The organism is Hydrogenophaga sedimenti (assembly GCF_051857515.1).
GTDB lineage: Bacteria > Pseudomonadota > Gammaproteobacteria > Burkholderiales > Burkholderiaceae_C > Hydrogenophaga.
In genome coordinates this window covers 16826-38538 of the sequence record NZ_JBPZHA010000009.1, presented here as the reverse complement: position 1 = coordinate 38538, position 21713 = coordinate 16826, and the positions used below count along the sequence as shown (strand labels likewise).

The 21713-nt window shown below is 69.7% G+C and carries 22 protein-coding genes; 11 read left to right on the top strand and 11 right to left on the bottom strand.

Annotated elements, in window-relative coordinates; all coding sequences use genetic code 11:
- Positions 1–22 precede the first annotated feature (22 nt).
- Positions 23–502 carry a VOC family protein gene (locus ACS5NL_RS15225; protein WP_439354769.1) on the bottom strand — a complete coding sequence of 160 codons (480 nt, stop codon included), beginning with the start codon at positions 500–502 and terminating at the stop codon, positions 23–25.
- Between the two features lie 218 nt (positions 503–720).
- Here ACS5NL_RS15225 and ACS5NL_RS15220 point away from each other — a divergent pair, with 218 nt between their 5' ends.
- The gene (locus tag ACS5NL_RS15220; protein ID WP_439354768.1) at positions 721–2316 is read left to right on the top strand and encodes a M28 family metallopeptidase; all 1596 of its coding nucleotides are present in this window, start codon (positions 721–723) and stop codon (positions 2314–2316) included.
- A 7-nt stretch (positions 2317–2323) separates the two neighbouring features.
- On the opposite strand, the gene ACS5NL_RS15215 is transcribed toward ACS5NL_RS15220, so the two are convergent.
- From ACS5NL_RS15215 to ACS5NL_RS15195, 5 genes are all read right to left on the bottom strand, one after another.
- Entirely contained in the window at positions 2324–2998 is a 675-nt protein-coding gene (locus tag ACS5NL_RS15215) for a GntR family transcriptional regulator (protein WP_439354767.1), read from the bottom strand.
- A 46-nt stretch (positions 2999–3044) separates the two neighbouring features.
- Positions 3045–3620, bottom strand: coding sequence for a hypothetical protein (locus tag ACS5NL_RS15210; RefSeq protein ID WP_439354766.1), 576 nt, complete (start codon positions 3618–3620; stop codon positions 3045–3047).
- 15 nt (positions 3621–3635) lie between these two features.
- On the bottom strand, positions 3636–4562 hold the full coding sequence (locus ACS5NL_RS15205; protein ID WP_439354953.1) for a PDR/VanB family oxidoreductase: 927 nt from the start codon (positions 4560–4562) through the stop codon (positions 3636–3638).
- Positions 4563–4642: 80 nt separating this feature from the next.
- Complete coding sequence (locus ACS5NL_RS15200) at positions 4643–6196, bottom strand: Rieske 2Fe-2S domain-containing protein (protein ID WP_439354765.1); 1554 nt, start codon at positions 6194–6196, stop codon at positions 4643–4645.
- Positions 6197–6327: 131 nt separating this feature from the next.
- Positions 6328–7185 (bottom strand): class II aldolase/adducin family protein, encoded by an 858-nt coding sequence (locus tag ACS5NL_RS15195; protein ID WP_439354764.1) that lies wholly within the window; start codon positions 7183–7185, stop codon positions 6328–6330.
- A gap of 156 nt (positions 7186–7341) precedes the next feature.
- On the opposite strand from ACS5NL_RS15195, the gene ACS5NL_RS15190 reads away from it, so the two are divergent.
- Positions 7342–8250, top strand: coding sequence for a LysR substrate-binding domain-containing protein (locus tag ACS5NL_RS15190; RefSeq protein WP_439354763.1), 909 nt, complete (start codon positions 7342–7344; stop codon positions 8248–8250).
- Between the two features lie 9 nt (positions 8251–8259).
- On the opposite strand, the gene ACS5NL_RS15185 is transcribed toward ACS5NL_RS15190, so the two are convergent.
- Positions 8260–9162, bottom strand: coding sequence for a LysR family transcriptional regulator (locus ACS5NL_RS15185; protein WP_439354762.1), 903 nt, complete (start codon positions 9160–9162; stop codon positions 8260–8262).
- A gap of 104 nt (positions 9163–9266) precedes the next feature.
- Between ACS5NL_RS15185 and speB (ACS5NL_RS15180) the strand changes: the two genes are divergently transcribed.
- The 8 genes from speB (ACS5NL_RS15180) to ACS5NL_RS15145 all read left to right on the top strand — a co-directional run bounded on the left by speB (ACS5NL_RS15180) (position 9267) and on the right by ACS5NL_RS15145 (position 17404).
- Complete coding sequence (speB, locus tag ACS5NL_RS15180; RefSeq protein WP_439354761.1) at positions 9267–10217, top strand: agmatinase; 951 nt, start codon at positions 9267–9269, stop codon at positions 10215–10217.
- Between the two features lie 16 nt (positions 10218–10233).
- Positions 10234–11232 carry an agmatinase gene (gene speB, locus ACS5NL_RS15175; RefSeq protein ID WP_439354760.1) on the top strand — a complete coding sequence of 333 codons (999 nt, stop codon included), beginning with the start codon at positions 10234–10236 and terminating at the stop codon, positions 11230–11232.
- Positions 11229–12101: a sugar phosphate isomerase/epimerase family protein gene (locus ACS5NL_RS15170; RefSeq protein WP_439354759.1), complete on the top strand. Its 873-nt coding sequence runs from the start codon at positions 11229–11231 to the stop codon at positions 12099–12101. The genes speB (ACS5NL_RS15175) and ACS5NL_RS15170 overlap by 4 nt, the downstream gene beginning before the upstream one ends.
- 16 nt (positions 12102–12117) lie before the next feature.
- Positions 12118–13209 carry an isopenicillin N synthase family dioxygenase gene (locus ACS5NL_RS15165; protein WP_439354758.1) on the top strand — a complete coding sequence of 364 codons (1092 nt, stop codon included), beginning with the start codon at positions 12118–12120 and terminating at the stop codon, positions 13207–13209.
- Positions 13210–13283: 74 nt separating this feature from the next.
- Positions 13284–14081: an ABC transporter substrate-binding protein gene (locus ACS5NL_RS15160; protein WP_439354757.1), complete on the top strand. Its 798-nt coding sequence runs from the start codon at positions 13284–13286 to the stop codon at positions 14079–14081.
- Positions 14082–14114: 33 nt separating this feature from the next.
- Positions 14115–15662, top strand: coding sequence for an amino acid ABC transporter permease/ATP-binding protein (locus ACS5NL_RS15155; RefSeq protein ID WP_439354756.1), 1548 nt, complete (start codon positions 14115–14117; stop codon positions 15660–15662).
- Between the two features lie 15 nt (positions 15663–15677).
- Complete coding sequence (locus ACS5NL_RS15150) at positions 15678–16427, top strand: class II aldolase/adducin family protein (protein ID WP_439354755.1); 750 nt, start codon at positions 15678–15680, stop codon at positions 16425–16427.
- Between the two features lie 8 nt (positions 16428–16435).
- A complete protein-coding gene (locus tag ACS5NL_RS15145) occupies positions 16436–17404 on the top strand; it encodes a 2-hydroxyacid dehydrogenase (protein ID WP_439354754.1) in 969 nt (322 codons plus the stop codon).
- 22 nt (positions 17405–17426) lie between these two features.
- On the opposite strand, the gene ACS5NL_RS15140 is transcribed toward ACS5NL_RS15145, so the two are convergent.
- Both ACS5NL_RS15140 and aroE read right to left on the bottom strand, forming a co-directional pair.
- Positions 17427–18317 carry an EamA family transporter gene (locus tag ACS5NL_RS15140; RefSeq protein ID WP_439354753.1) on the bottom strand — a complete coding sequence of 297 codons (891 nt, stop codon included), beginning with the start codon at positions 18315–18317 and terminating at the stop codon, positions 17427–17429.
- Between the two features lie 100 nt (positions 18318–18417).
- A complete protein-coding gene (gene aroE, locus ACS5NL_RS15135; RefSeq protein ID WP_439354752.1) occupies positions 18418–19239 on the bottom strand; it encodes a shikimate dehydrogenase in 822 nt (273 codons plus the stop codon).
- 56 nt (positions 19240–19295) lie between these two features.
- On the opposite strand from aroE, the gene ACS5NL_RS15130 reads away from it, so the two are divergent.
- Positions 19296–19973 carry a DsbA family oxidoreductase gene (locus ACS5NL_RS15130; RefSeq protein ID WP_439354751.1) on the top strand — a complete coding sequence of 226 codons (678 nt, stop codon included), beginning with the start codon at positions 19296–19298 and terminating at the stop codon, positions 19971–19973.
- A 10-nt stretch (positions 19974–19983) separates the two neighbouring features.
- Here the strand turns inward: ACS5NL_RS15130 and ACS5NL_RS15125 are convergent, their stop codons facing one another.
- Together ACS5NL_RS15125 and ACS5NL_RS15120 are read right to left on the bottom strand one after the other, a co-directional pair.
- The gene (locus ACS5NL_RS15125) at positions 19984–21540 is read right to left on the bottom strand and encodes a cryptochrome/photolyase family protein (protein ID WP_439354750.1); all 1557 of its coding nucleotides are present in this window, start codon (positions 21538–21540) and stop codon (positions 19984–19986) included.
- The gene (locus tag ACS5NL_RS15120; RefSeq protein ID WP_439354749.1) at positions 21533–21700 is read right to left on the bottom strand and encodes a DUF2256 domain-containing protein; all 168 of its coding nucleotides are present in this window, start codon (positions 21698–21700) and stop codon (positions 21533–21535) included. Before ACS5NL_RS15120 ends, ACS5NL_RS15125 begins: the two co-directional genes overlap by 8 nt.
- Positions 21701–21713: the final 13 nt, after the last annotated feature.

Sequence of the window (21713 nt, the reverse complement as noted above, 5' to 3'; positions counted from 1 at the left end):
AACAGAAGCTGCCGAGCACATCTCAGCCCTGCCGCGCCGCCTCGATCGCGGCGATGTCGATCTTGGTCATCTGCATCATCGCGTTGAACGCGCGCTTGGCCGCAGCGCGGTCGGGGTCGGTGATGGCGGCGGTCAGGGCGCGCGGCGTGATCTGCCACGAGAGGCCCCACTGGTCCTTGCACCAGCCGCAGGCGCTGGCTTCGCCACCGTGGTCGATGATGGCGTTCCACAGGCGGTCGGTCTCGGCCTGGTCGTCGGTGGCGATCTGGAACGAGAAGGCCATGCCGTGTGGCACGCCCGGGCCGCCGTTCAGACCGAGGCAGGGGATGCCGGCCACGGTGAACTCGACGGTCAGCACGTCACCCTGTTGGCCGGCGGGGTAATCACCGGGCGCGCGCATGATCGCGCCCACCGCGCTGTCGGGGAAGGTCTCGGCATAGAACCGCGCGGCTTCTTCGGCGGTGCCGTTGAACCAGAGGCAGATGGTGTTTTTGGCGGGCATGGTGGTCTCCTGGGGTGGGGCGGCCACGATAGCCGGAAACGCCGGGTGGTGTGAAGGTGTGGCCCTGTCCGCCTCATTCGTGTCGTTCTGTAAGTGATGTTGTGGGCCACCGGGCACGGGAGTACGCTGCGTTCCCCCTCGCGGTCGGTGCTGGCCGGGGAGCCTGCTGATCGGCGGCGACGGGATTCGATGGCGTCAACAACACACAGGAGACGAACATGAAGAAGACCGGTACGGATGGTGGGCACCTGACGAGGGGGCGGTGGAGCGCGACGGCACTTGCCGCGATGCTGATGGTGGCTTGTGGCGGCGGTGGCGAGAGCGTCGACGACAAATCCGGCAACACGGCGACCAGCCTGTCGGCCGCAGGCACCTCCGCCAAGAGCAGTTCTGCAAGCTGCCTCAACCGGGTCAACAACACCTTCGAGAAACTGCTGGAGTGCGTCACGCTCGACGGCGTGCGGCGCCACCAGCAGGCCCTGCAGACCATTGCCGACGCGCACAACGGCATCCGCACCTCGGGCACGCCGGGCTACGAAGCCTCGGTGGCCTACGCAGCGCAGGTGCTGCGCGACGCCGGTTATCTGGTCACGGTCACGGACTTCCAGTTCCAGACCTTCATCACGCTGTCGGCCACCGTGCTGGAGCAGGTGGCACCCGGACCCGTGGGGCCGCTGGTCAACAACATCATGGAGTACTCGGGCAGCGGCGACGTGACGGCCACGGTGACGGCGCTGACGCCCCCGCCGGGTGACGGCACACCGGGCTGCGAGGCGGCCGACTTCGCCGGCTTTCCCGCCGGCAACATCGCGCTCATCAGCCGCGGCGGCTGCACCTTCGCCACCAAGGCCGCCAATGCACAGGCCGCCGGTGCCACGGGGGTCGTGATCTACAACAACACCGCCGGGGACCTCAACGGCACGCTGGGCGAGGCCTTCTCGCTGAACATCGGCGCCACCGGTATCACCCAGGCGCTGGGCCAGCAGCTGGCGGCGACGCCGGGTCTGGTGCTCCGGCTCAAGACCGACACCTTCCGTGGTCAGGCCACCACCAGCAACATCATTGCGGAATCGCGCACCGGCGATCCGAACAACGTGGTGATGGTCGGCGCGCACCTGGACTCGGTCAACGAAGGCCCGGGCATCAACGACAACGGCTCGGGCAGCGCGGCGATCCTGGAGACCGCGGTCCAGATGGCCAAGGTCAAGCCGCGCAACAAGCTGCGCTTCGCCCTGTGGGGGGCGGAAGAAGCCGGTCTGGTGGGATCGACGAACTACGTGACCGGGCTGAGCCAGGCCGAGAAGGACCGCATCGCGCTGTACCTGAACTTCGACATGATCGGTTCGCCCAACCATGTGTTCTTCGTCTACGACGGCGACGACTCGGACGCCACGGGCGAAGGCCCCGGCCCGGGCGGATCGGACCAGATCGAGAAGGCGTTCGAGGCCTTCTACACGCAGCGTGGCGTGCCGTTCAAGGGCACCGACTTCGACGGCCGTTCGGACTACCGGGCCTTCATCCAGAACATGATCCCGGCGGGCGGGCTGTTCACTGGCGCCGAAGGCATCAAGACCGCGGCCGAGGCCGCGTCCTGGGGCGGAACGGCGGGGCAACCCTACGACCCGTGTTACCACCAGGCCTGCGACACCTTCACCAACAACAACGACACGGCGCTCGACATCAACGCCGATGCCGTGGCCTATGCGACGCTGCTGTTCTCGATGAACACCTCGACGGTGAACGACCAGCGCGGCAAGGGCAACTTCCGCATGCCGGCGCTCAAGCCGATCCAGCCACCCAGGGCGCCGAACTGACGTGCGATCAGCCTGCTGCCGACTCCGCCGGCAGCAGCGCCCGCACCCGCGTGTGCGCGGTGGACACGTGGGCCCTGATCGCCTGGGCGGCCTGGTCGGCGTCGCCGCGGGCGATGGTGTCGAGGATGGTGGCGTGTTCGTCCCAGACCACCTGCGCGAGCTGCGGGTGGCGCAGCACCTCGCCCATCGCGCGGCGCAGGTGCTGCCAGTGGGACTGCATCGACTCGACGATCAGCGGGTTGCCGCTGGTCTCGTAGATCCAGGCGTGAAAGGCGAGGTCGGCGAGCAGGGCGGACTTGGGGTCGCTGGCGGTGCCGGTTTCGCGGCCCTGCGCGAGCAGCGCCCGTCCGCGCGCGAGCTGGGCCTTGGTCGCGCGCTGTGCGGCGAGCGAGGCGGCCAGCGGCTCCAGGGCCGAGCGCAGTTCGTAGATCGCGTCGAACCGGGCGCGGTCGACCGGGGCCACCTGCAGGCCGCGCCGGCCGTGTTCGACCAGAAAGCCTTGCTGCCGCAGCTGGCCCATCGCGGTCATGACCGGCTGGCGCGAGACCTGCAGCCGCAGCGCGAGGTCGTCCTGCGTCACGCGGTCGCCCGAGCCGAGCGCGCCGTTGCAGATCGCATCCAGGATCTGTTCGTAGACCTGTTCGACCAGGGTTTTCTGAGGGGTCAGTGAGAGGAGGGGCATCGGTTCCGGTCCGGGTCCCGGCATTGTTTCACACGGCCGCCCGGGGTCACTGGAACTTCAGGGCTTCGCTGAGCGAGCCGGGGCGCGGGGCATGGCGCGGGATCTTGGCGTGCAGCGCCTGGCATTCGCGGTAGGAGCGGGTGTCGCAGATCAGGAAGCGGAAGCTCCGGCGGTTGCCGGCGATCGGCTGGCGCAGCGTGATGCCGAGGTATTGCTTGAACTCGTGTTCCTGCCCCTCTTCGGTCCATTCGACCCGCTCCATGTCGTCCCAGGCGACGAACTGTTCCTGTGCGCCGGGTGTCTTGCCGAAGCGGCCCTCCGGCTTCCAGCGGAAGGTGATGCCGGCGTCGGCGATCGTGATGGAGGACATGCGGTGCCGCGTCGACAGGGCCGCCCGCAGGCTCATCAGCAGGCCGGCGGCGAGGACCGCGGCGCAAAGGCCGTAGAGGTCGCGGGCCGGGTAGGGGATCGCGCCCGGCCGGGCGAACTCGACCAGGGCGAAGGTGCTGGCGCCGGCCACCAGGCTCAGGCCCGACAGCAGCAGCACGGAGCGCGGCATCGGCTCCAGGAACAGCTCCCACTCGTAGACGATCTCGATGTCGCTGTTGACGATCCGGACCATGGGGGGCCTGCGCGGTCAGAGGTCGAGCACCAGCCGCGGACTCCGGGCGCGCGAGACGCAGACCGTCAGGCAGCGCGAGCGCTCCTCGTCGCTGAGGATGTAGTCCTGGTGGTCGACCTCGCCTTCCAGGTAGCTGACCTTGCAGGCGCCACACAGGCCCGAGAGGCAGGAGGTCGGCACGCGGTGGCCCGAGAGCTCGATGGCGCGCACGATGGTCTGCTCGGGCTGCACCTGCAGCGTCACGCCGCTGCGCGCGAGCCGGATCTCGAAGCTGCCTTCGGGTGCGGCGCGTGGCGTGGCCGGTTCGGGCACCTTGAAGTGTTCGCTGTGCACGCTGCCGGGTGCCCAGTGGGCGCTGGCGTCGGCGCAGGCCTTCATGAAGCCGGCCGGGCCGCAGTAATACAGGTGCGTGCCCTCGGCCGGTTGCCGCAGCAGGCCGGCGATGTCCAGGCCCTGCGCCGGGTCGCCGTGGTCGAAATGGAAGTGCAGCCGGCCTTCGTGCACGAGGCGGCGCAGCTCGTCGGCGAAGGCGGCGTTGCGCGCGCTGCGGGCGCAGTAGTGCAGCTCGAACGACCGGCTTTCGGCGGCCAGCGCATGGGCCATGGCCTTGAGCGGCGTGATGCCGATGCCGCCGGCCAGCAGCACGGCGTGGCGCTGCGTGGCCGGCTCGGCCAGGCGGAAGGCGTTGCGCGGGGCGCCGACGTTCAGGCGCTCGCCGACCCGCACCGTTTCGTGCATGGCTTTGGAGCCGCCGCGGCCCTTCGGGTCGCGCAGCACGCCCAGCACCCAGCGCGAGCGGTCCTTCGGATCACCGGCCAGCGAGTACGAGCGCACCAGGGCGCCGGGCAGGTGCACGTCGACGTGCGCGCCGGCCTCGGTGGCAGGCAGCGGCGCGCCGTCCGGGTCGGCCAGCTCGAAGGCGTGGATGCCCTCGGCCTCCATGCGGATGGCGCGGACCAGCAGCGGGCGCTGGGCCAGGGCGTCCACCTCGTCGGGCACGAGGCCGAGCGGCAGCGCCGCGTTCATGCGGCCCTCCGGGCCAGCACGTCCTGCTGCAGCGCTTCCATCTTCTGCTTGACGAAGGCGTCGCGCTCGGCGCCCTTGAGGCTGTCGGCCTCGGTGATGATGGTGACCACCTGACGGGCCAGGTGGCGGCGCAGCGTCACTTCCTCTTCCGTGGTGCGGCCCACCGGCAGGTCGAACACATTGCCCGAGCAGTAGGCGTTGGGCGCGCCGTGGCTGTCCCTGACCCACTGCGCGAACTGTTCCGGGCTGGCCTTGGGGTTGGCGCCGCGCACGGCGTCGCGCAGCAGCTTGCGGAACATGTACAGGCCGGCGTCGAACTTGGTCGGGTTCTCCAGCGCGTGGATCGCGATCGGGCGCTGGCTGATGATGGCCTCGTAGTCGCCGGGTGCGTACTGGCAGTCCTTGTAGTTGGGGCGGGCGCGGTGGTCGCTCGGGATCGGCGGCAGGTCTTCGAGCTTGTAGTCGCCAAAGCGCTCGGGCCGGCGCATGGCGACCTGGCCTTCGAGGAAGTCGATGGTCTCGTAGCCGACCATGCCCTTGTCGCCCACGCCGCGCGTGTCGATGCCCGGGCCCATGACGCGCCAGCCCAGCATCTTGCTGTGGGTGTCGTCCACCGGCACGGTCCAGCGGATCATGTGGAAGCGGCTGAACAGCTTCTTTTTCTTGCCGTCTTCCGAGGTGTAGGCGTGCAGGCTGAGGTTGGGCAGGATCTGCTGCTGCACGCGGATGAACATGTGGCCGTCGTCGGCGCGGCGGGCGCCGGCACAGGCCAGGGCCCGGCCGCCGTGCACCGGCACGAACTGCATGTCGGGCGGCACTTCCATCGACGCAGCGCCGACCTCGTCGAAGGTCGTGCCCTGGTAGTGCTCGCCGGTCACCTGGCGCTTGGCGTGCAGCGCCATGGTGTGGAAGTTGTCGGCGGCGTTGTCCTGCACCTGCAGCCAGTTGCAGTGCTGGAAGTTGGAGTAGGGCACCAGCTCGTCGCCGTCGGCGACGGTGAAGTTGCCTTCCCACTCGGGGAAGGGCGGCTCGGCATCCGGCGGGCCCATGTAGGCGAACACCAGGCCGTGGCGCTCGAAGGCCTTGTACGCGCCCTGGCGGATCGAGCAGCGGTAGCGCTCGCCTTCTTCGTGTTCGCCTTCGGGGAAGGGCACACGCAGGCAGCTGCCGTCGACGTCGAACTGCATGCCGTGGTAGCAGCAGGAGATGCCGTGCTGCTCGATCTTTCCGTATTCGAGCGAGGCGCCGCGGTGCACGCAGTGCGCGTGCAGCAGGCCGATGGCGCCGCTGCCGTCGCGAAAGCACACCAGCTCCTCGCCCAGGATCTTCAGGAAACGCGGCGTGTCGGTCAGCTCCAGGCTCATGCAGACCGGCTGCCAGAAGCGGCGCATGTACTCGCCCAGCGGCGTGCCCGGGCCGACCGAGGTCAGCTCTTCGTCGTGCGCGGGTTCCTTGTTGGTGTAGTAGCCGCCGTAGGGAATCAGCTTCTTCTCCACCGCCGCGCCGCCGGTGCTGGTGTTGCTGTCGTACTTGTCTTGCTTGATGGCCATGGTTGTCTCTCCGTCTGTGTGGTGTGTCTTATCGAATTCGGCATACCGAATACCGTATACGAAGTTTGCGGGCGTGGCTGGGGGCATCGCCAGCGGGTTTTCCCGAGAAAGCCCCTGGCGGGGCCAGGGGCTCAGCCGAGCATGTCGGGCTGGGTGGCGACCAGGTGGTCCCAGATCGGCTGGAAGTGCAGCCAGCCGATGTATTCGGAGCCCACGTGTTCGCGGCTGTAGCGCGAGCGCTCGGGCGAGACCAGCACCGGCTTGAGGCCGGTGGCCTCGACCATCAGCTGCTGGCGGCAGCAGCGCTCCAGCGCGATGAACCAGAAGGCGGCGGCCTCGATGCTGTGGCGGCTGGCGGTGAGCAGGCCGTGGTTCTGGTGGATCGCGGCCTTGACGCCCTTGAACCAGTCGCAGACGGCCATGCCGGCCTTTTCCTCGACGGCGACCTGGCCGGCCTCGTCCTTGATCACGACGTGGTCCTCGAAGAAGGCGGCGGCGTCCTGCGAGATCGGGTCCAGCGGGCGGCCCAGTGCGGCAAAGGCGGTGCCGTAGACCGTGTGGGCGTGGCACATGGACATGATGTCCGGGTGCGCTTCGTGCACCGCGGCGTGCAGCACGAAGCCGGCGCGGTTGATCGCGTGGTTGCCTTCGACGACGCGGCCCTTGTGGTCGGCCAGGATCAGGTTGGACACCTTGACCTGCGAGAAGTGCACGCACATCGGGTTGGTCCAGTACAGCTCCGGGTGCTCCGGGTCGCGCACCGTCAGGTGGCCGGCGAAGCCGTAGTCGAAGCCCTCCAGCGCGAAGGCGCGGCAGGCCGCGACCAGGCGCTGCTTGCGGTGCAGGCGCTCGGCCGAGTGGTCGCTGAAGGCGGGCAGTTCGGGGTAGATCAGACCCTTCTGCTCGGGCTGGTAGATCGAGATGCGGCCATCGGCCAGCAGGGGCGCGGCAGCGGTCTTGGGCGGGGCGGTGTCGAGGACGGCGTTCATGGAAAGTCTCCTGGGTGGTCTTGTCTGGTGAGCACGGTTTCTCCGGCTGCCGGCATCTTGCGGGGAACACGGGTGAGTGACAAACGATGGTTGTTCACGTTGACATGAACCAGATTCACCTGAAAATGGCACACCCCCGTTCCTGTCCGCACCACCATGAGAAAGATCCCCAACTTCGTGCTGCTGCGCGCCTTCGAGGCCGCGGCGCGGCTGCAGAGCTTTGCGCTCGCCGCGCACGAGCTGCACCTCACGCCCTCGGCCATCAGCCACCAGGTGCGCGAGCTCGAGGCCTTCTTCGGCCGGGCGCTGTTCGTGCGCAGCCACCGCCGCGTCGACCTCACGCCCGAAGGCCGTCGGCTGGCCGAGAGCCTGGAGCGGGTGCTCGACGCGCTGGAGGCCTGCTGCGGCGAGGTCTCGCTGGCGCCGTCCGGGCAGGTGCTGTCGGTCTACTGCGCACCCAGCTTCGCGGTGAAGTGGCTCGGCCCGCGGCTGCCGGCCTTCATGCAGGCGCACCCGGGCATCACCATCCGCATGTCGTCGGGCGCCGAGCCGATGGACCTCACGGTCGCGCGCGAGGTCGACGTCGCGATCTCCTACGGGCACGCCGTGCAGCGCCCCGGGGTGGAGGTCGTGTCGCTGGGCCAGGAAGACATCGTGCCGATGTGCGCGCCGCGCCTCAAACCGTCCGGCCGGCCGTGGAAGGCGCTGATGGCGGAGGCGACGCTGATCGAATCGCAGCTGAGCGACGTGACCTGGCGCGACTGGTTTGTGCTGAACGGGCTGGCCATGCCGCAGAACCCGCGGCAGTCCTTCGATCGCGGCGCGCTGTCGATCTCGGCCGCCGTCGACGGCATGGGCATCGCGCTGGAGACCACGCGTTTTGCCGAGCGCGAACTGGCGCGCGGCGACCTGGTCGAGGTCGGGCGCACGGTGTTCCGGCGCATCCGGCGCGAGGTGCATTTCCTCTCGACCCGCACCAACGAGCGCCATGTGGAGAAGATCTGCCGCTTCCGGCAGTGGCTGACCGCCGAGGCGGGGCGGGCGGCGCCGGCGGTGCGGCCCTGAGGCGGCGGTTCAGCCCCGCATCTTGCGCAGCAGCAGCTCGCGCATGATCTGGATCGGCGCCTCGCGGCCGCGGCCGCGGCGCGTGGCGAGCATGAAGGGCGACTGGAAGCCGAAGCTGGCCGGCAGCAGCACGCGCAGCCGGCCCTGGTCCATCCAGGGCTGGGCGTAGTGCTCGGGCAGGTAGCCCACATAGCCGCCCGAGAGGATGAGAAACAGCTGCGCCTCCATGCTGTCGACGGTGGCGACGCTGTTCTTCATGCCGTGTTTGCCCAGTTCGGCCTTGCTCCAGTAGCTGCGGCGCACCACATTGAGCTCCGCGACCTGGGCCTCGGTGATGTGGCGCTGGGCGTGCAGCGGGTGCTGGTCGCTGCAGTAGAGCCACTGCTGCTCGCGGTAGAGCGGCTGGAACACCAGGCCCGGCGGGCGGGTCGGGAAGAAGCCGATCGCCAGGTCCAGCTCGTTGTTGAGGATGCCTTCCTGCAGGTCGTGCGGGTTCTTGACGAACAGGCCCAGGTGCACCGCCGGGTGACGCTGGTTGAAGTCGCCGATGGCGTCGGACAGGCGCAGCGCGCTGTCGGTGACGGTGGAGTCGATCACGCCGATGCGCAGCGTGCCCGACAGCCCACCCTTGAGCGAGGCGGCGAAGCTGCCGAAGCCGTCGATTTCCCCGAGCAGGCGCTGTGCTTCGCCCAGCAGCAGTTCGCCCTTGTCGGTGAGCGAGAAGCCGCCGCGGCCGCGGTCGCACAGCTTGAAGCCCAGCAGGCCTTCGAGCTGGCTCATGTAGGTGCTGATGGCCGAGAGCGTGAGGTTGAGTTCCTGCTGCGCCTTGGCGAAGCCCTGGTGGCGGGCGACGCTGGCGAAGATGCGCAGGAGCTTCAGGTCGGGCGTGGGGACGGTCGACGTGGTGGCCATTGGTTGTGAAAAGTCTGAAGTGAGTTTTTGGTTCTGAGCATTTGTCGTGCCAGCCCATGCCCGAAAAATGGGCGTCACCCGAACGACAACCAAGTCCCGCACCGATGACATTCACCCTCAACCAGCCCCAAGGTGGCAACGAAATGCCCCGGTTCGCCGGGCGCGGCACCATGCTGAGGCTGCCGTCGGCCGACACGCCCGAGGGCCTGGACGTGGCCTTCATCGGCGTGCCGCTGGACATCGGCACCTCGCTGCGCGCCGGCACCCGCTTCGGCCCGCGCAGCATCCGCAACGAGTCCGTGATGATCCGGCCCTACCACATGGCCACGGGCGCGGCCCCGTTCGACGCTCTGCAGGTGGCCGACCTGGGCGACGTGCCCATCAACACCTACAACCTGCTGGCCTCGGTCGACATCATCCAGGCCTATTACGAGCGCCTGCTGCCGCACCGCGTGGTGCCGATGACGCTGGGCGGCGACCACACCATCACGCTGCCCATCCTGCGGGCGCTGGCCAAGAAGCACGGCCCGGTGGGGCTGGTCCATGTGGACGCCCACACCGACACCAACGACCACATGTTCGGCGAGAAGATCGCCCACGGCACCACCTTCCGCCGCGCGGTGGAAGAGGGCCTGCTGGACTGCAAACGCGTGGTGCAGATCGGCCAGCGCGCCCAGGGCTACACCAGCGGCGACTTCCAGTGGGGCGTGGACCAGGGCTTCCGCCTGTTCACCGCCGAGCAGTGCTGGCACCGCTCGCTCGCGCCGCTGATGGACGAGGTGCGCGAGATCGTGGGCGGCGGCCCGGTCTACCTGAGCTTCGACATCGACGGCATCGACCCCGCCTGGGCGCCCGGCACCGGCACGCCCGAGGTCGGCGGCCTGACCAGCATCCAGGGTCTGGAAATCGTGCGCGGCTGCCGCGGCCTGGACCTCATCGGCGGCGACCTGGTCGAGGTCTCGCCGCCCTACGACCAGAGCGGCAACACCGCCCAGCTGGCCGCCAACCTGCTCTACGAAATGCTCTGCGTGCTGCCCGGTGTTCCCGTCCGCTGATTACAGAAAACCGTCCATGTCCACTACTGCCTTCCCCCAGCCGCAGGACGCCGCCCAGGTGCCGCGTTACGCCGGCCTGCCCACCTTCATGCGCCTGCCCATGGCCGATCCGGACCGGCTCGATGCGGTGGACATCGGCCTGATCGGCGTGCCCTGGGACGCCGGCACCACCAACCGGGCCGGTGCCCGCCACGGCCCGCGCGAGGTGCGCAACCAGTCCAGCCTGATGCGCAAGGTGCACCACGTCAGCCGCATCGCGCCCTACGACCTCGCCCGCGTGGCCGACCTGGGCGACGTGGCACTGCCGCCGATGGACCTGATGCTCGGCCTGGACCTGATCGAGGCCTACTACCGCCGGGTGCACGCGGCCGGCGTGCGCCCGCTGTCGGTGGGCGGCGACCACCTGGTCACGCTGCCGGTGTTCCGCGGCATCGCCCACGGAGCGGCGGTCGGCATGGTGCATTTCGACGCCCATTCCGACACCAACGACAGCTACTTCGGCGGCCAGCGCTACACCCACGGCACGCCGTTCCGCCGCGCGGTGGAAGAGGGCCTGCTGGACCCCAAGCGCACGGTGCAGATCGGCGTGCGTGGCTCGGTCTACGACCCGGCCGACCTGGACTTCGCCAAGGCCGTGGGCATTCGCGTGATCCAGATGGAAGAGGTGGCGGCCCGCCGCGACGACGACCTGCTGGCCGAGGTGCGCAGCATCGTGGGTGACGCTCCCACCTACATCAGCTTCGACGTCGACTGCCTCGACCCCTGCTACGCGCCCGGCACCGGTACGCCCGAGATCGGCGGCATGACCACGCTGCAGGCGCAGCACCTGGTGCGTGGCCTGCAGGGGTTGAACCTGGTGGGGGCCGACGTGGTCGAGGTCAGCCCGCCGTTCGATGTGGGCGGCGTCACCGCGCTGGTGGGCGCCACCATGGCGTTTGAGCTGCTGTGCCTGCTGGCCGATGCGCACGACCGGCTCGGGCGCCTGCCGGTGGCGGGCGTGGGAGCCGCCGCATGAAGCTGGACCTGTTCCGTTCCCTCTGGGGCTGGCAGGGCGACTGGGCCACCTGCGCGGCCGAGGTGCGGCGCATGGGCGCGGTGGGTGTGGAAGCACGCCTGCCCGGCGACCCCTTCGCCCAGCGCGCGCTGCGCCAGTCGCTGCAGCAGGAGGGGCTGGACTACATCGCCGTGGTGTTCACCGGCGGTGACGTGGTGCCGCGCCAGGACTGGACGCTTCAGCAGCACTGCGACCGCCTGAAGGCTGCCATCGACGGGGCGCAGGACGTGGGCGCACGCTTCCTGAATGTGCTGCCCGGCAACGACCGCTGGCCGCTGGCGCAGCAGGTCGAGTTCTTCGGCCGCGCGCAGGCCCTGGCCGACGCGGCCGGTGCGGTGTGCAGCTTCGAGATCCACCGCGCCACCTCGCTCTACAGCCCCTGGGTGACGCTGGACCTGATCGAGCAGCTGCCGCAGCTGCGCTTCACCGCCGACATCAGCCACTGGGTGGTGGTGTGCGAGCGCCTGCTCGACGACCCGGCCGACGACCTGTCGCCCTTCATCGAGCGCGTGCACCACGTGCAGGCCCGCGTGGGCTACGACCAGGGGCCGCAGGTGCCGCACCCGGCCGCGCCCGAGTACGCCCGCGCGCTGGCCTTCCACCGCGGCGTGTGGGAGCGGGTCTGGGCCGCACAGCGCGCCCGCGGTCAGGCCGTGACCACCCTCACGCCCGAGTTCGGCCCCGACGGTTACACCCACCTGCTGCCCTTCACCCAGGCCCCGGTGGCCGACACCTGGGGACTCAACCAGTGGATGGCCCGCGCCGAGGCCGAGCACTTCGCTCAGTGGCACGCGGCCCAGGCCGATGCCCCGGCCGCCCCCGTTTTCTGAATTCCGACCACCCGCCATGCCCGACACCACCGCCAACTTCGAATCGCTGCCCATCATCGACATCCGCGGCCTGTTCAGCCCCGATCTGGCCGACCGCCAGGCCGTGGCCGACCAGCTCGGCCACGCGGCCCGCCATGTCGGCTTCTTCTATGTCAGGGGACACGGCATTCCGCGCGAGCAGATCGCGGGGCTGCGCCGCGCCGCCGAGCAGCTGTTCGCGCAGGACCTGGACTGGAAGATGGGCCACCACATCGGCCTGGGCCGCGGCCACAAGGGCTTCGTGCCCGAGGGCGAAGAGATCTACGGCACCGGCAAGCCCGACCACAAGGAGGCCTACGACATCGGCTTCGAGGCCGCCGACGACCACCCCTTCGTGTTGGCCGGCCAGCCGCTGATCGGCGGCAACAAGTGGCCCGAACTGCCGGGCTTCCGCGAAGCGGTCGCGGCCTACTACGAGAGCATCTTTTCGCTGGGCCGCACGCTGCTGCACGGCTTCGCGCTCGCCCTGGGCCAGCCCGAGGACGCGCTCGACCGCTACGTCACCTGCCCGCCGTCCAAGCTGCGCCTGATCCACTACCCGGTGGACGCGGCGGCCGAAGACACGCCCGGCATCGGCGCCCACACCGACTACGAATGCTTCACCCTGCTGCTGGCCGACCAGGCCGGGCTGGAAGTGCTCAACGACCAGGGCTCCTGGGTCGACGCGCCGCCGCTGAGCATCGACGGCGAAGAGCTGTACGTCATCAACGTCGGCGACATGCTGGAGGTGATGACGGCCGGCGCCTTCGTGGCCACCACGCACCGCGTGCGCAAGGTGCGGCACGAGCGTTATTCCTTCCCGCTGTTCTTCGCCTGTGACTACGCCACCCGCATCGCGCCGCTGCCGGCTTTCGACCCCACGGGCGAGGCGCAGGCTCGGTACGGCGACATCGCCATTGGCGAGCACATGTGGAGCATGGCGCTGCAGACCTACCGCTACCTGCGCGAGAAGGTGGCCCGCGGCGAACTGCAGCTGCCCGCCAACGCCCGCGGCACCACCAGCTTCGGCCAGTTCAAGACCCTCGCCCAGGACCCGGCGGCGCCGGCCGAACCCGCGACGGCGCCTTGAGCCCGGTGGCTCCGATCCCGTTTCCCTCTCCCGTGCCTTTCCCCGTTCCTTCCCTTCCTTCAGGAGTTCTTGCCATGTCCCCACTGACCGCTACCTTCACCCGCACCGCCCTGGCCGCCCTCGTGGGTCTCGGCTGTCTCGCCGGCGCCCAGGCACAGACCATGGCGCCCGGCGTGCTCAAGGTCGGGCTGGAAGCCACCTACCCGCCCTTCGAGTCCTACGAGGGTGACAAGATCGTCGGCTTCGACCCCGACCTGACCGCGCTGCTGACGCGCGAGATGAAGCTCAAGCCGGCCCTGACCGACACCAAGTTCGTCAGCCTGATCCCCGGCCTGGCCGCCGGCCAGCACGACGCCGTGGTCTCGGGCCTCTACATCACGCCCGAGCGCCTGACGCAGGCCGACGCGATTCCCTACGCCAGTTCCGGCGCCCTGATCATGGTGGCCAAGGACAGCAAGGTCGCCCCCAAGACCGAGAAGGACCTCTGCGGTCTCAAGGTCGGTCTGCAGGCCGGCACCTCGTGGGTCAAGCTGCTCAAGACCCTGTCGGACGAGCACTGCAAGACCGCCGGCAAGGGCGCCATCACGGTGATGGAGTTCCCGACCGCGCCCGAGGTCTCGCAGGCCATGATGTCGCGCAACGTCGACGCCCAGCTGGAGATCGCCGGCGCCGCCAAGATGATCGTGGAGAAGACCAAGGGCCGCGTGACCATCAGCTCGCCCGACCTGGTCTACCCGCAGACCCTGGGCATCTACGTCAAGAAGGGCAACACCGCGCTCAAGCAGTCGTTCGAAACCGCGATGGCCGCGATCCGCAAGACCGGCGAATACGACGCGCTGATCAAGAAGTACGAGCTGACCCCGGTCAAGTAAGCCGACGCTTCCCACGACACGAGGACGCCGCCCATGGAACTGGACTGGACCTACTTCTTCTCGCTCTTTTCCATGGGGGCGTTCTACCGCGCCAGCGCGATGGTGATCGCGCTGGGCTCGCTGTCCTGGCTGTTCGGGCTGGTGCTGGGCTTTGGCCTGGCCCAGGCCGAGGGCTCGCGCCAGCCCTGGCTGCGCTGGCCGGCCAAGGCCTACATCTGGTTTTTCCGCAGCGTGCCGCTGCTGGTGCTGCTGGTGTTCGTCTACAACCTGCCGCAGATCTTCCCCGCCACCGGCGTGGTGCTGGGCATCCCCTTCCTGGCGGGCCTGGTTGGCATGGTCATGACCGAGGCCGCCTACATGGCCGAGATCCACCGCGGCGGCCTGCTGTCGGTGGCCAGGGGCCAGCGCGAGGCGGCCCATGCGCTGGGACTGGGCTGGTTCGCCACCCAGACCCGCATCGTGCTGCCGCAGGCGTTTCGCATCGCCTTGCCCACACTCATCAACGAATACGTCACCATCATCAAGCTCACCTCGCTGGTGTCGGTGATCTCGCTGCCCGAGCTGCTGCTGACCGGCCAGCGCCTGTACACGCAGAACTTCCTCATCCTCGAAACCCTGCTGGCCGTGGCGGTGTACTACGTGGCCATCGTCACCGTGTTCGGCGCCGCGCTCGGCGCGCTGGAACGCCGGCTGGACCTGAACCGCCGCAAGCCCGCGCCGGTGGACGACGCGGCCCTGGTGGGGCTGCGCGTGAGCCTGCCCGAGGCTCCGGTGGTGTCGCCGGCCCGCCGGGGCCCCGGCGCGCCCCCGGCGCTGGAGCTGATGGGCATCCACAAGGCCTATGGCAGCCACGCCGTGCTCAAGGGCGTGAGCCTGCAGGTCGGCGCCGGCGACGTGATCTCCATCATCGGCCCCTCCGGCTCGGGCAAGACCTCGCTGATCCGCACCGTCAACGCGCTCGAAACCCTGGACCAGGGCGAGATCGTGCTGTTCGGCGAAAGCTACCTGCTGGGCCGGGCACCGCAGGACGCGGCCCGCGTGCGCCAGGGCATCCGCCGCATCGGCATGGTGTTCCAGGGGTTCAACCTGTTCCCGCACCTGACGGTGCTGCAGAACATCCTGCTCGCGCCGGGCCTGCACGGCCAGGGCGACCCGGCCTCGCGCCGCCACACGGCGCAGCGCCTGCTCGACAAGGTGGGCCTGCTGGCGCACCTGGACAAGTACCCGCACCAGCTCTCGGGTGGCCAGCAGCAGCGCGTGGCGATCGCGCGCGCCCTGGCGCTGCGGCCCGACGTGATGCTGTTCGACGAGCCCACCTCGGCGCTGGACCCCGAGCTGGTGGGTGAGGTGCTCAGGGTGATCCGCGACCTGGCGGAAGAGGGCATGACCATGCTCATCGTCACCCACGAGATGGAGTTCGCGCTGCAGATCTCCGACCGCGTGGTGTTCATGGAAAACGGCCAGCTGCTGCTGGACGCGCCGCCCGAGCGTCTGCAGCGGCCGGGTGCCGGCGACGACCCCGCGCTGGCCCGCGTGCGCCGCTTCATGGGCCTGGACGCCAGCCCCGCCGTTTCGGCCTGATTCCACGGAGACCGCATGACCACCACCAAGGCCGACGAGGCCACCCTGCGCCGCGACCTCGCGGCCGCCTACCGGCTGGCCGCCCGCTTCGGCTGGGACGACACGCTCTACACCCACTTCTCGGCGCGCCTGCCTGGCGGCAAGAAGGGCCAGCAGCGCTTCCTGCTCAACCCCTTCGGCCTGATGTTCAAGGAAATCCGGGCCAGCGACCTGATCGTGGTGAACCTGGACGGCCAGGTGGTGCAGGGCGATGCCGCGATGAACCCGGCCGGCTTCACCATCCACAGCGCGGTGCACACCGCCCGCGACGACGCGCACTGCGTGATCCACACCCACACCGTGCCGGGCATGGCCGTGGCGGCCTGCGAGCAGGGCCTGCTGCAGCTCAACCAGATCTCGGCCGAGTTCCACCAGTCGGTGGGCAGCCATCCCTACGAGGGCGTGGCCTTCAATCTGGAGGAGCGCAGCCGCATCCAGACCGCCCTGGGCGAGAACATGGCGCTGATCCTGCGCCACCACGGCCTGCTGAGCGTGGGGCCGACCGTGGCCGACGCCTTCTGCATCATGTATTACCTCAACAAGGCCTGCGAGATCCAGCTCGCCGCCGCCCAGCTGGCCAGCATCGCCGGGCCGGTCACGCGCATCCCGCCGGTGCTCAGCGCCCATGTGCGCAAGCAGTTCCGCGGCGTCGAGCACGAGCGCCAGCTGGTCTGGGCCGCGTGGCTGCGCGAGCTCGAGCGCAGCGAGCCGGACTACCGGCTCTGAGGGCCGGCATGTCTTCTTCCGCCGCGCCCACGCTGCTGCTGTGCAGCGAGACCGACGATCTCTCGGGCTTGCGCGGCGCGTTCGAGGCCGCCGCCGCGCAGGCCTGTCCCGGCGTGCAGGTCGTCTGCTGGACCCCGCAGACGCCGGCCGCCGTGCTCGACCAGGTGGTTGCCGTCGCCGGCTGGTTCGTGCCCGTGGGGCTGCCGGCCCGCCTGCCGCGCCTGCGGCTGCTGGCCTCGATCGGCGCCGGTGTCGAACACCTGCTGCGCGACCCCGGCCTGCCTTCGGACCTGCCCGTGACCCGCATCGTGGACCCGGCGCAGGCGCGCGGCATGGCCGAATACGTGCTGTGGGCAGCGCTGCATTTCCACCGCGACCTGGACCGTGTCATGGCCCGGCAGGCGCACCGCCAGTGGCGCATGCCGGCGCAGCGTCCGGCGGCCGCGTACCGGGTGGGCGTGATGGGGCTGGGCGCGATGGGGGCCGAGGTGGCGCGCACCCTGGCGGCGCATGGCTTCGACGTGCACGGCTGGACGCGCCGCCCCCAGAGCTTGCCGGGCGTCACCTGCTGGGCCGGCGACGACGCGCTGCGGCCCTTTCTGGCGGGGCTGGACATGGTGGTTTCGCTGCTGCCGCTGACGCCGCAGACGCGCGGCCTGTTCGACGCCGACTGGTTCGCCGCGCTCCGGCCCGGCGCGGTCTTCGTCAACTGCGGCCGTGGTGAACAGCTGGTGGAACCGGCCTTGCTGGATGCCCTGCGCCGCGGCCATCTGCGCGCGGCGGTGCTGGACGTGTTCGAGCACGAACCCCTGCCGGCCGACAGCCCGCTCTGGGGCGAGCCTGGTGTGCTGGTCACGCCGCACATGGCCTCGGCCGCGTCGGACGAAGCCATCGCCGGCCAGATCGTCGGCGACACCGCCCGGGTGCTGGCCGGCCAGCCGCCGCTGCACGCGGTGGACCGGCAACGGGGTTACTGAGCGGCGCCGGCCGGCGCCGGGCTCACTGCACGATCTCGTCCGCCGGCCCCCGGTGGGCATCCGGTTTCGCGGTCGCGGCGCTGCCGGCCGCGGCGCACATCACCAGCCCGATGGCCAGCCACTGCAGGCCGCTGAGCTGCTCGTCGAGCACCAGCACGCCCATCAGCGCGGCCACGGCCGGCTCCATGCTGGCCATGACGCCGAAGGCGGCCGGTGTGAGGCGCTTGAGGGCGACCATTTCGAGCGAGATCGGGATCGCGCTGGAGACCGCAGCGACGCCGATGCCGTAAAGCAGGATCTCGGGTTGGAGCAGCGCGCTGCCGGCGTGCCAGACGCCGAAGGGCACGACGGTGATGGCCGCCATGGTCAGGCCCAGCGCGACCGAGTGGCCAGCGTGCAGGTGGCCGACCTTCTTGCCGAACAGGATGTAGGCGGCCCAGAACACCGCGGCGCCGAGCCCGAAGCCGACCCCGGCCGGGTCCAGGCTCCGGACGTCGTGCCCCAGCGGCAGCAGCAGGCCCAGGCCCACGATGGCGAAGGCGATCCAGAGGTAGTCGATGCGCTGGCGCGAGGTGAAGAAGGCCACGGCCAGCGGCCCGCTGAATTCGATCGCCACCGCGACGCCGAAGGGAATCGTCTTGATCGACTGGTAGAACATCAGGTTCATGCAGCCCAGCGCCATGCCGTAGCGCACCAGGCTCTTGAAGTCCGCGCGCGTGGTGGTCCAGCGCCAGGGGCGCCAGATCAGCAGCAGCCAGCAGGCCGAGAAGCCCACGCGCAGGGCGGTGGTGCCCAGCGAGCCGACCAGCGGAAACAGCTGCTTGGCGAACGAGGTGCCGATGCCCAGCGCGACGACCGAGCCGAGCACGGCCAGCAGGGGCACGGCCTGTGCCCAGCGAGAAGAAGATGTCATGTGCAAGCGGTAACGACCCGCCGCCGGGCCGCCCCAAGGCGGGTCAACCCCCGTGGGGGGGCAGCGACCCGCGCAGCGGCGGAGCGTGGGGGTCCGTGTTTTAGACCAGGGGCACGGTGAAGCGAGCGATCACCGGTTTCGTGTCCGGGCGCACGCCGCGCCACCATTCGAAGGCCTCGGCCGCCTGCTCGACCAGCATGCCCACGCCGTCGGCCAGCTGGGTCACGCCGGCGGCCTGCGCCTGCTGGAGGAAGGTGGTCAGGCCCTTGCCGTAGACCAGTTCGTAGGCCAGGGCGCCGGACGCGAACACGCCGGCGGGCAGCGGCAGAGCGTCTTTCGACAGGCCCGTGGAGGTGGCGTTGAGGACCACGTCGAAGGACTCGCCGGCCAGCTGGTCGTAGCCGCCGGTCTGCAGGCTGGCGTGGGCGGCGAAGTCGGCCTTGAGGCCATGGGCCTTGTCGGCGGTGCGGTTGGCAATCGCGATCACGGCGGGCTTCTGCGCCGCGATCGGCAGGATGGCGCCGCGCGTGGCGCCGCCGGCGCCACAGATCAGCACGCGCTTGCCGGCCAGCGAGACGCCCAGGTTGCGCTGGATGTCGTTGACCAGGCCCAGACCGTCGAAGTTCTGCGCGTGGATGCGGCCGCCTTCGAACTTGAGCGCGTTGACCGCGCCGGCCAGGCGGGCCGATTCCATCGGGTCGGTGGCGATGTCGAAGGCCTGCAGCTTGAAGGGGATGGTGACGTTCATGCCGCGGCCACCGGCGGCGATGAAGGCCTCGACCGTGGCACGGAAGCCGTCCAGCGGGCCTTCGATGGCGGTGTATTCGATGTCCTGTCCGGTGGCCTGGGCGAAGGCGCCGTGGATCAGGGGGGACTTGCTGTGGCCAATGGGGTTGCCGATGACGGCGTAACGGTCGGTCATGGTGAGGCGAAACAGGGCTTTTCGGGGCAATTCAGGGCAGGTCGACATTGTCGCGCATGGGTGATTACCATTCGCTGATGACCAAGACCCTCAAGATCGATTTCGTCTCCGACGTTTCCTGCCCCTGGTGTGCGATTGGCCTGGCCGGCCTGGAGCGCGCGCTGGAGCGTGTGCAACCCGACATCGCGGCCGAGCTGCACTTCCAGCCCTTCGAGCTGAACCCGCAGATGGCGCCCGAGGGCGAAGACGTGGGCGAGCACCTGAGCAAGAAGTACGGCAGCACGGCCGAGCAGCAGGAGCAGATCCGCGAGACCATCCGCGAGCGCGGCGCGGCGGCCGGCTTCAGCTTCAACAAGGACGGTCGTGGCCGCATCTGGAACACCTTCGACGCGCACCGCCTGCTGACCTGGGCCGAGGCCGAAGGCGCGCCGGGCGAGCAGCACGCGCTCAAGCGTGCGCTGATGGAAGCCCACCACGGCCGCGCCGAAAGCCCGGCCGACCCGGCGGTGCTGCTGGCGGCAGTGAAGCAGGCCGGGCTGGACGTGGACCGCGCGCAGCAGGTGCTCTCCGGCGACGAATTCACCGACGAAGTGCGCGAACGCGAACAGTTCTACACCGGACACGGCATCCACTCGGTGCCGGCCGTGATCGTCAACGACCGCCACCTGATCTCCGGCGGCCAGCCGGCCGAGGCCTACGAACAGGCGCTGCGCCAGATCGCACAGGAAGTCTGACCGGGGTGGATCAGTCCGTCTGCGCGGCCCGGTGCCCCCGGGCCTGCGCGGCGATCGCTTCGCGCGCCTCGGGCGCCAGCCGGTCCAGGTTCTTCATCTGCATGGCCATGCGCGGGTTCTGCCGCAACATCGCCTCGTGCCGCATGAGGAAGTCCCAGTACAGCGTGGTGAACGGGCAGGCCTTGGGCCCGGTGGACAGGGCCGGGTCGAAACGGCAACCGCTGCAGTGGTTGCTCATGCGCTGGATGTACTTGCCCGTGGCCACGTAGGGCTTGCTGCCCAGCAAGCCGCCGTCGCCGTACTGGCTCATGCCCAGGGTGTTGGGCAGTTCCACCCACTCCACCGCGTCCACGTAGACGCTCAGGTACCACGCGTGCACGGCCTGCGGCCGCGCGCCCAGCAGCAGCGCGTACAGCCCGGTGACCATGAGGCGCTGGATGTGGTGCGCATAGCCGTGCGCCAGCGTCTGCGCGATGGCCTCGCGCAGGCAGGCCATGTCGGTCTCGCCGGTCCAGTACCAGGCCGGCAGCGGCGCCTGCGCGTCCAGTGCGTTGCGCTCCAGGTAGCTGGGCATCTGCGTCCAGTAGATGCCACGCACGTATTCGCGCCAGCCCAGAATCTGGCGGACGAAACCTTCCACCGCCGCCAGCGGCGCGTGGTCGCCGCGGTAGGCCGCTTCGGCCGCGGCCACCACCTCGCGCGGGTTGAGCAGCTTGAGGTTGAGTGCGGCGCTGAGCTGCGAATGCCAGAGCCAGACCTCGCCGGCCCACATCGCGTCTTCGAACTGGCCGAACAGCGGCAGGCGTTGCTGGATGAAGTGGTCCAGCGCGCGCAAGGCATCGGCGCGGGTGACGGGCCAGGCGAAGCTGTCCAGCGAGCCCGGGTGATCGGCAAAACGGTGGTTGACGAGGGCGATGACTTCCTGCGTGACCGCATCGGGCGGCACGTGAAATGGCGGCGGCACGTTCTGCGGCCCCTGCTTGCCAAAGCTCTCGCGGTTGTCGGCATCGAAGTTCCACTGGCCGCCCGCCGACTGCAGGCCGTCCATCAGCACGCCGTGCTTCTGTCGCAGTTCGCGGTACCAGTATTCGAGGCGCAACTGCTTGCGGCCTTTGGCGTGCGCGGCAAAGTCGCGCACGGTGCTGAAGAAGTGCGTGTCGTCGCGCAGCTCCAGCGGCAGCCCGGCCTGCGCCGCCACGCCGCGCAGGGCCTGCAGCACGCGCCAGTCGCCGGGGGCGGTCAGCACCAGCCGCTCGGGCTTGAAGCGTTCGATGGCGCGGCGCAGTTCACCGCCCAGCGCTCCGGTGTTGTCCGCGTCGTCGAGGCGGGTGTAGGCCAGCGGCAAACCGCGCTCGCCCAGTTCGACGGCGAAGTGCCGCATGGCAGAGAGGAAGAGGGCGATGCGCTGTTTGGCCGACCAGACGTGCGTGGATTCTTCGGCCACCTCGGCCATCCACACCAGGTCCTGCGTCGGATCGAAGCCTTGCAGTGCGGTGCTGTCGTGGTCCAGCTGGTCGCCCAGCGCGATGACCAGCCGCCGGACCGGTGCGCCGGCTCGCTCAACCATGTGCTGGCGGCGTGCCTTTGCGCGCACGGCAGGCGTCGGAGCAATATTTCACCTCGTCCCAGTTCTTCGCCCAGGCCTTGCGCCAGCTCATGGGGCGGCCGCAGACCACGCAGGGCTTGCTGGGCAGATGGGCCTTGTTGCCTTTGAAACCGTTCTTCACGGGCGTGGTGCCC

Bases quoted from the DNA above. Each gene is read 5' to 3' on its own strand.
- ACS5NL_RS15225 (WP_439354769.1), bottom strand. From the start codon at position 502: ATGCCCGCCAAAAACACCATCTGCCTCTGGTTCAACGGCACCGCCGAA.
- ACS5NL_RS15220 (WP_439354768.1), top strand. From the start codon at position 721: ATGAAGAAGACCGGTACGGATGGTGGGCACCTGACGAGGGGGCGGTGG.
- ACS5NL_RS15215 (WP_439354767.1), bottom strand. From the start codon at position 2,998: ATGCCCCTCCTCTCACTGACCCCTCAGAAAACCCTGGTCGAACAGGTC.
- ACS5NL_RS15210 (WP_439354766.1), bottom strand. From the start codon at position 3,620: ATGGTCCGGATCGTCAACAGCGACATCGAGATCGTCTACGAGTGGGAG.
- ACS5NL_RS15205 (WP_439354953.1), bottom strand. From the start codon at position 4,562: ATGGAGGCCGAGGGCATCCACGCCTTCGAGCTGGCCGACCCGGACGGC.
- ACS5NL_RS15200 (WP_439354765.1), bottom strand. From the start codon at position 6,196: ATGGCCATCAAGCAAGACAAGTACGACAGCAACACCAGCACCGGCGGC.
- ACS5NL_RS15195 (WP_439354764.1), bottom strand. From the start codon at position 7,185: ATGAACGCCGTCCTCGACACCGCCCCGCCCAAGACCGCTGCCGCGCCC.
- ACS5NL_RS15190 (WP_439354763.1), top strand. From the start codon at position 7,342: ATGAGAAAGATCCCCAACTTCGTGCTGCTGCGCGCCTTCGAGGCCGCG.
- ACS5NL_RS15185 (WP_439354762.1), bottom strand. From the start codon at position 9,162: ATGGCCACCACGTCGACCGTCCCCACGCCCGACCTGAAGCTCCTGCGC.
- speB (WP_439354761.1), top strand. From the start codon at position 9,267: ATGACATTCACCCTCAACCAGCCCCAAGGTGGCAACGAAATGCCCCGG.
- speB (WP_439354760.1), top strand. From the start codon at position 10,234: ATGTCCACTACTGCCTTCCCCCAGCCGCAGGACGCCGCCCAGGTGCCG.
- ACS5NL_RS15170 (WP_439354759.1), top strand. From the start codon at position 11,229: ATGAAGCTGGACCTGTTCCGTTCCCTCTGGGGCTGGCAGGGCGACTGG.
- ACS5NL_RS15165 (WP_439354758.1), top strand. From the start codon at position 12,118: ATGCCCGACACCACCGCCAACTTCGAATCGCTGCCCATCATCGACATC.
- ACS5NL_RS15160 (WP_439354757.1), top strand. From the start codon at position 13,284: ATGTCCCCACTGACCGCTACCTTCACCCGCACCGCCCTGGCCGCCCTC.
- ACS5NL_RS15155 (WP_439354756.1), top strand. From the start codon at position 14,115: ATGGAACTGGACTGGACCTACTTCTTCTCGCTCTTTTCCATGGGGGCG.
- ACS5NL_RS15150 (WP_439354755.1), top strand. From the start codon at position 15,678: ATGACCACCACCAAGGCCGACGAGGCCACCCTGCGCCGCGACCTCGCG.
- ACS5NL_RS15145 (WP_439354754.1), top strand. From the start codon at position 16,436: ATGTCTTCTTCCGCCGCGCCCACGCTGCTGCTGTGCAGCGAGACCGAC.
- ACS5NL_RS15140 (WP_439354753.1), bottom strand. From the start codon at position 18,317: ATGACATCTTCTTCTCGCTGGGCACAGGCCGTGCCCCTGCTGGCCGTG.
- aroE (WP_439354752.1), bottom strand. From the start codon at position 19,239: ATGACCGACCGTTACGCCGTCATCGGCAACCCCATTGGCCACAGCAAG.
- ACS5NL_RS15130 (WP_439354751.1), top strand. From the start codon at position 19,296: ATGGGTGATTACCATTCGCTGATGACCAAGACCCTCAAGATCGATTTC.
- ACS5NL_RS15125 (WP_439354750.1), bottom strand. From the start codon at position 21,540: ATGGTTGAGCGAGCCGGCGCACCGGTCCGGCGGCTGGTCATCGCGCTG.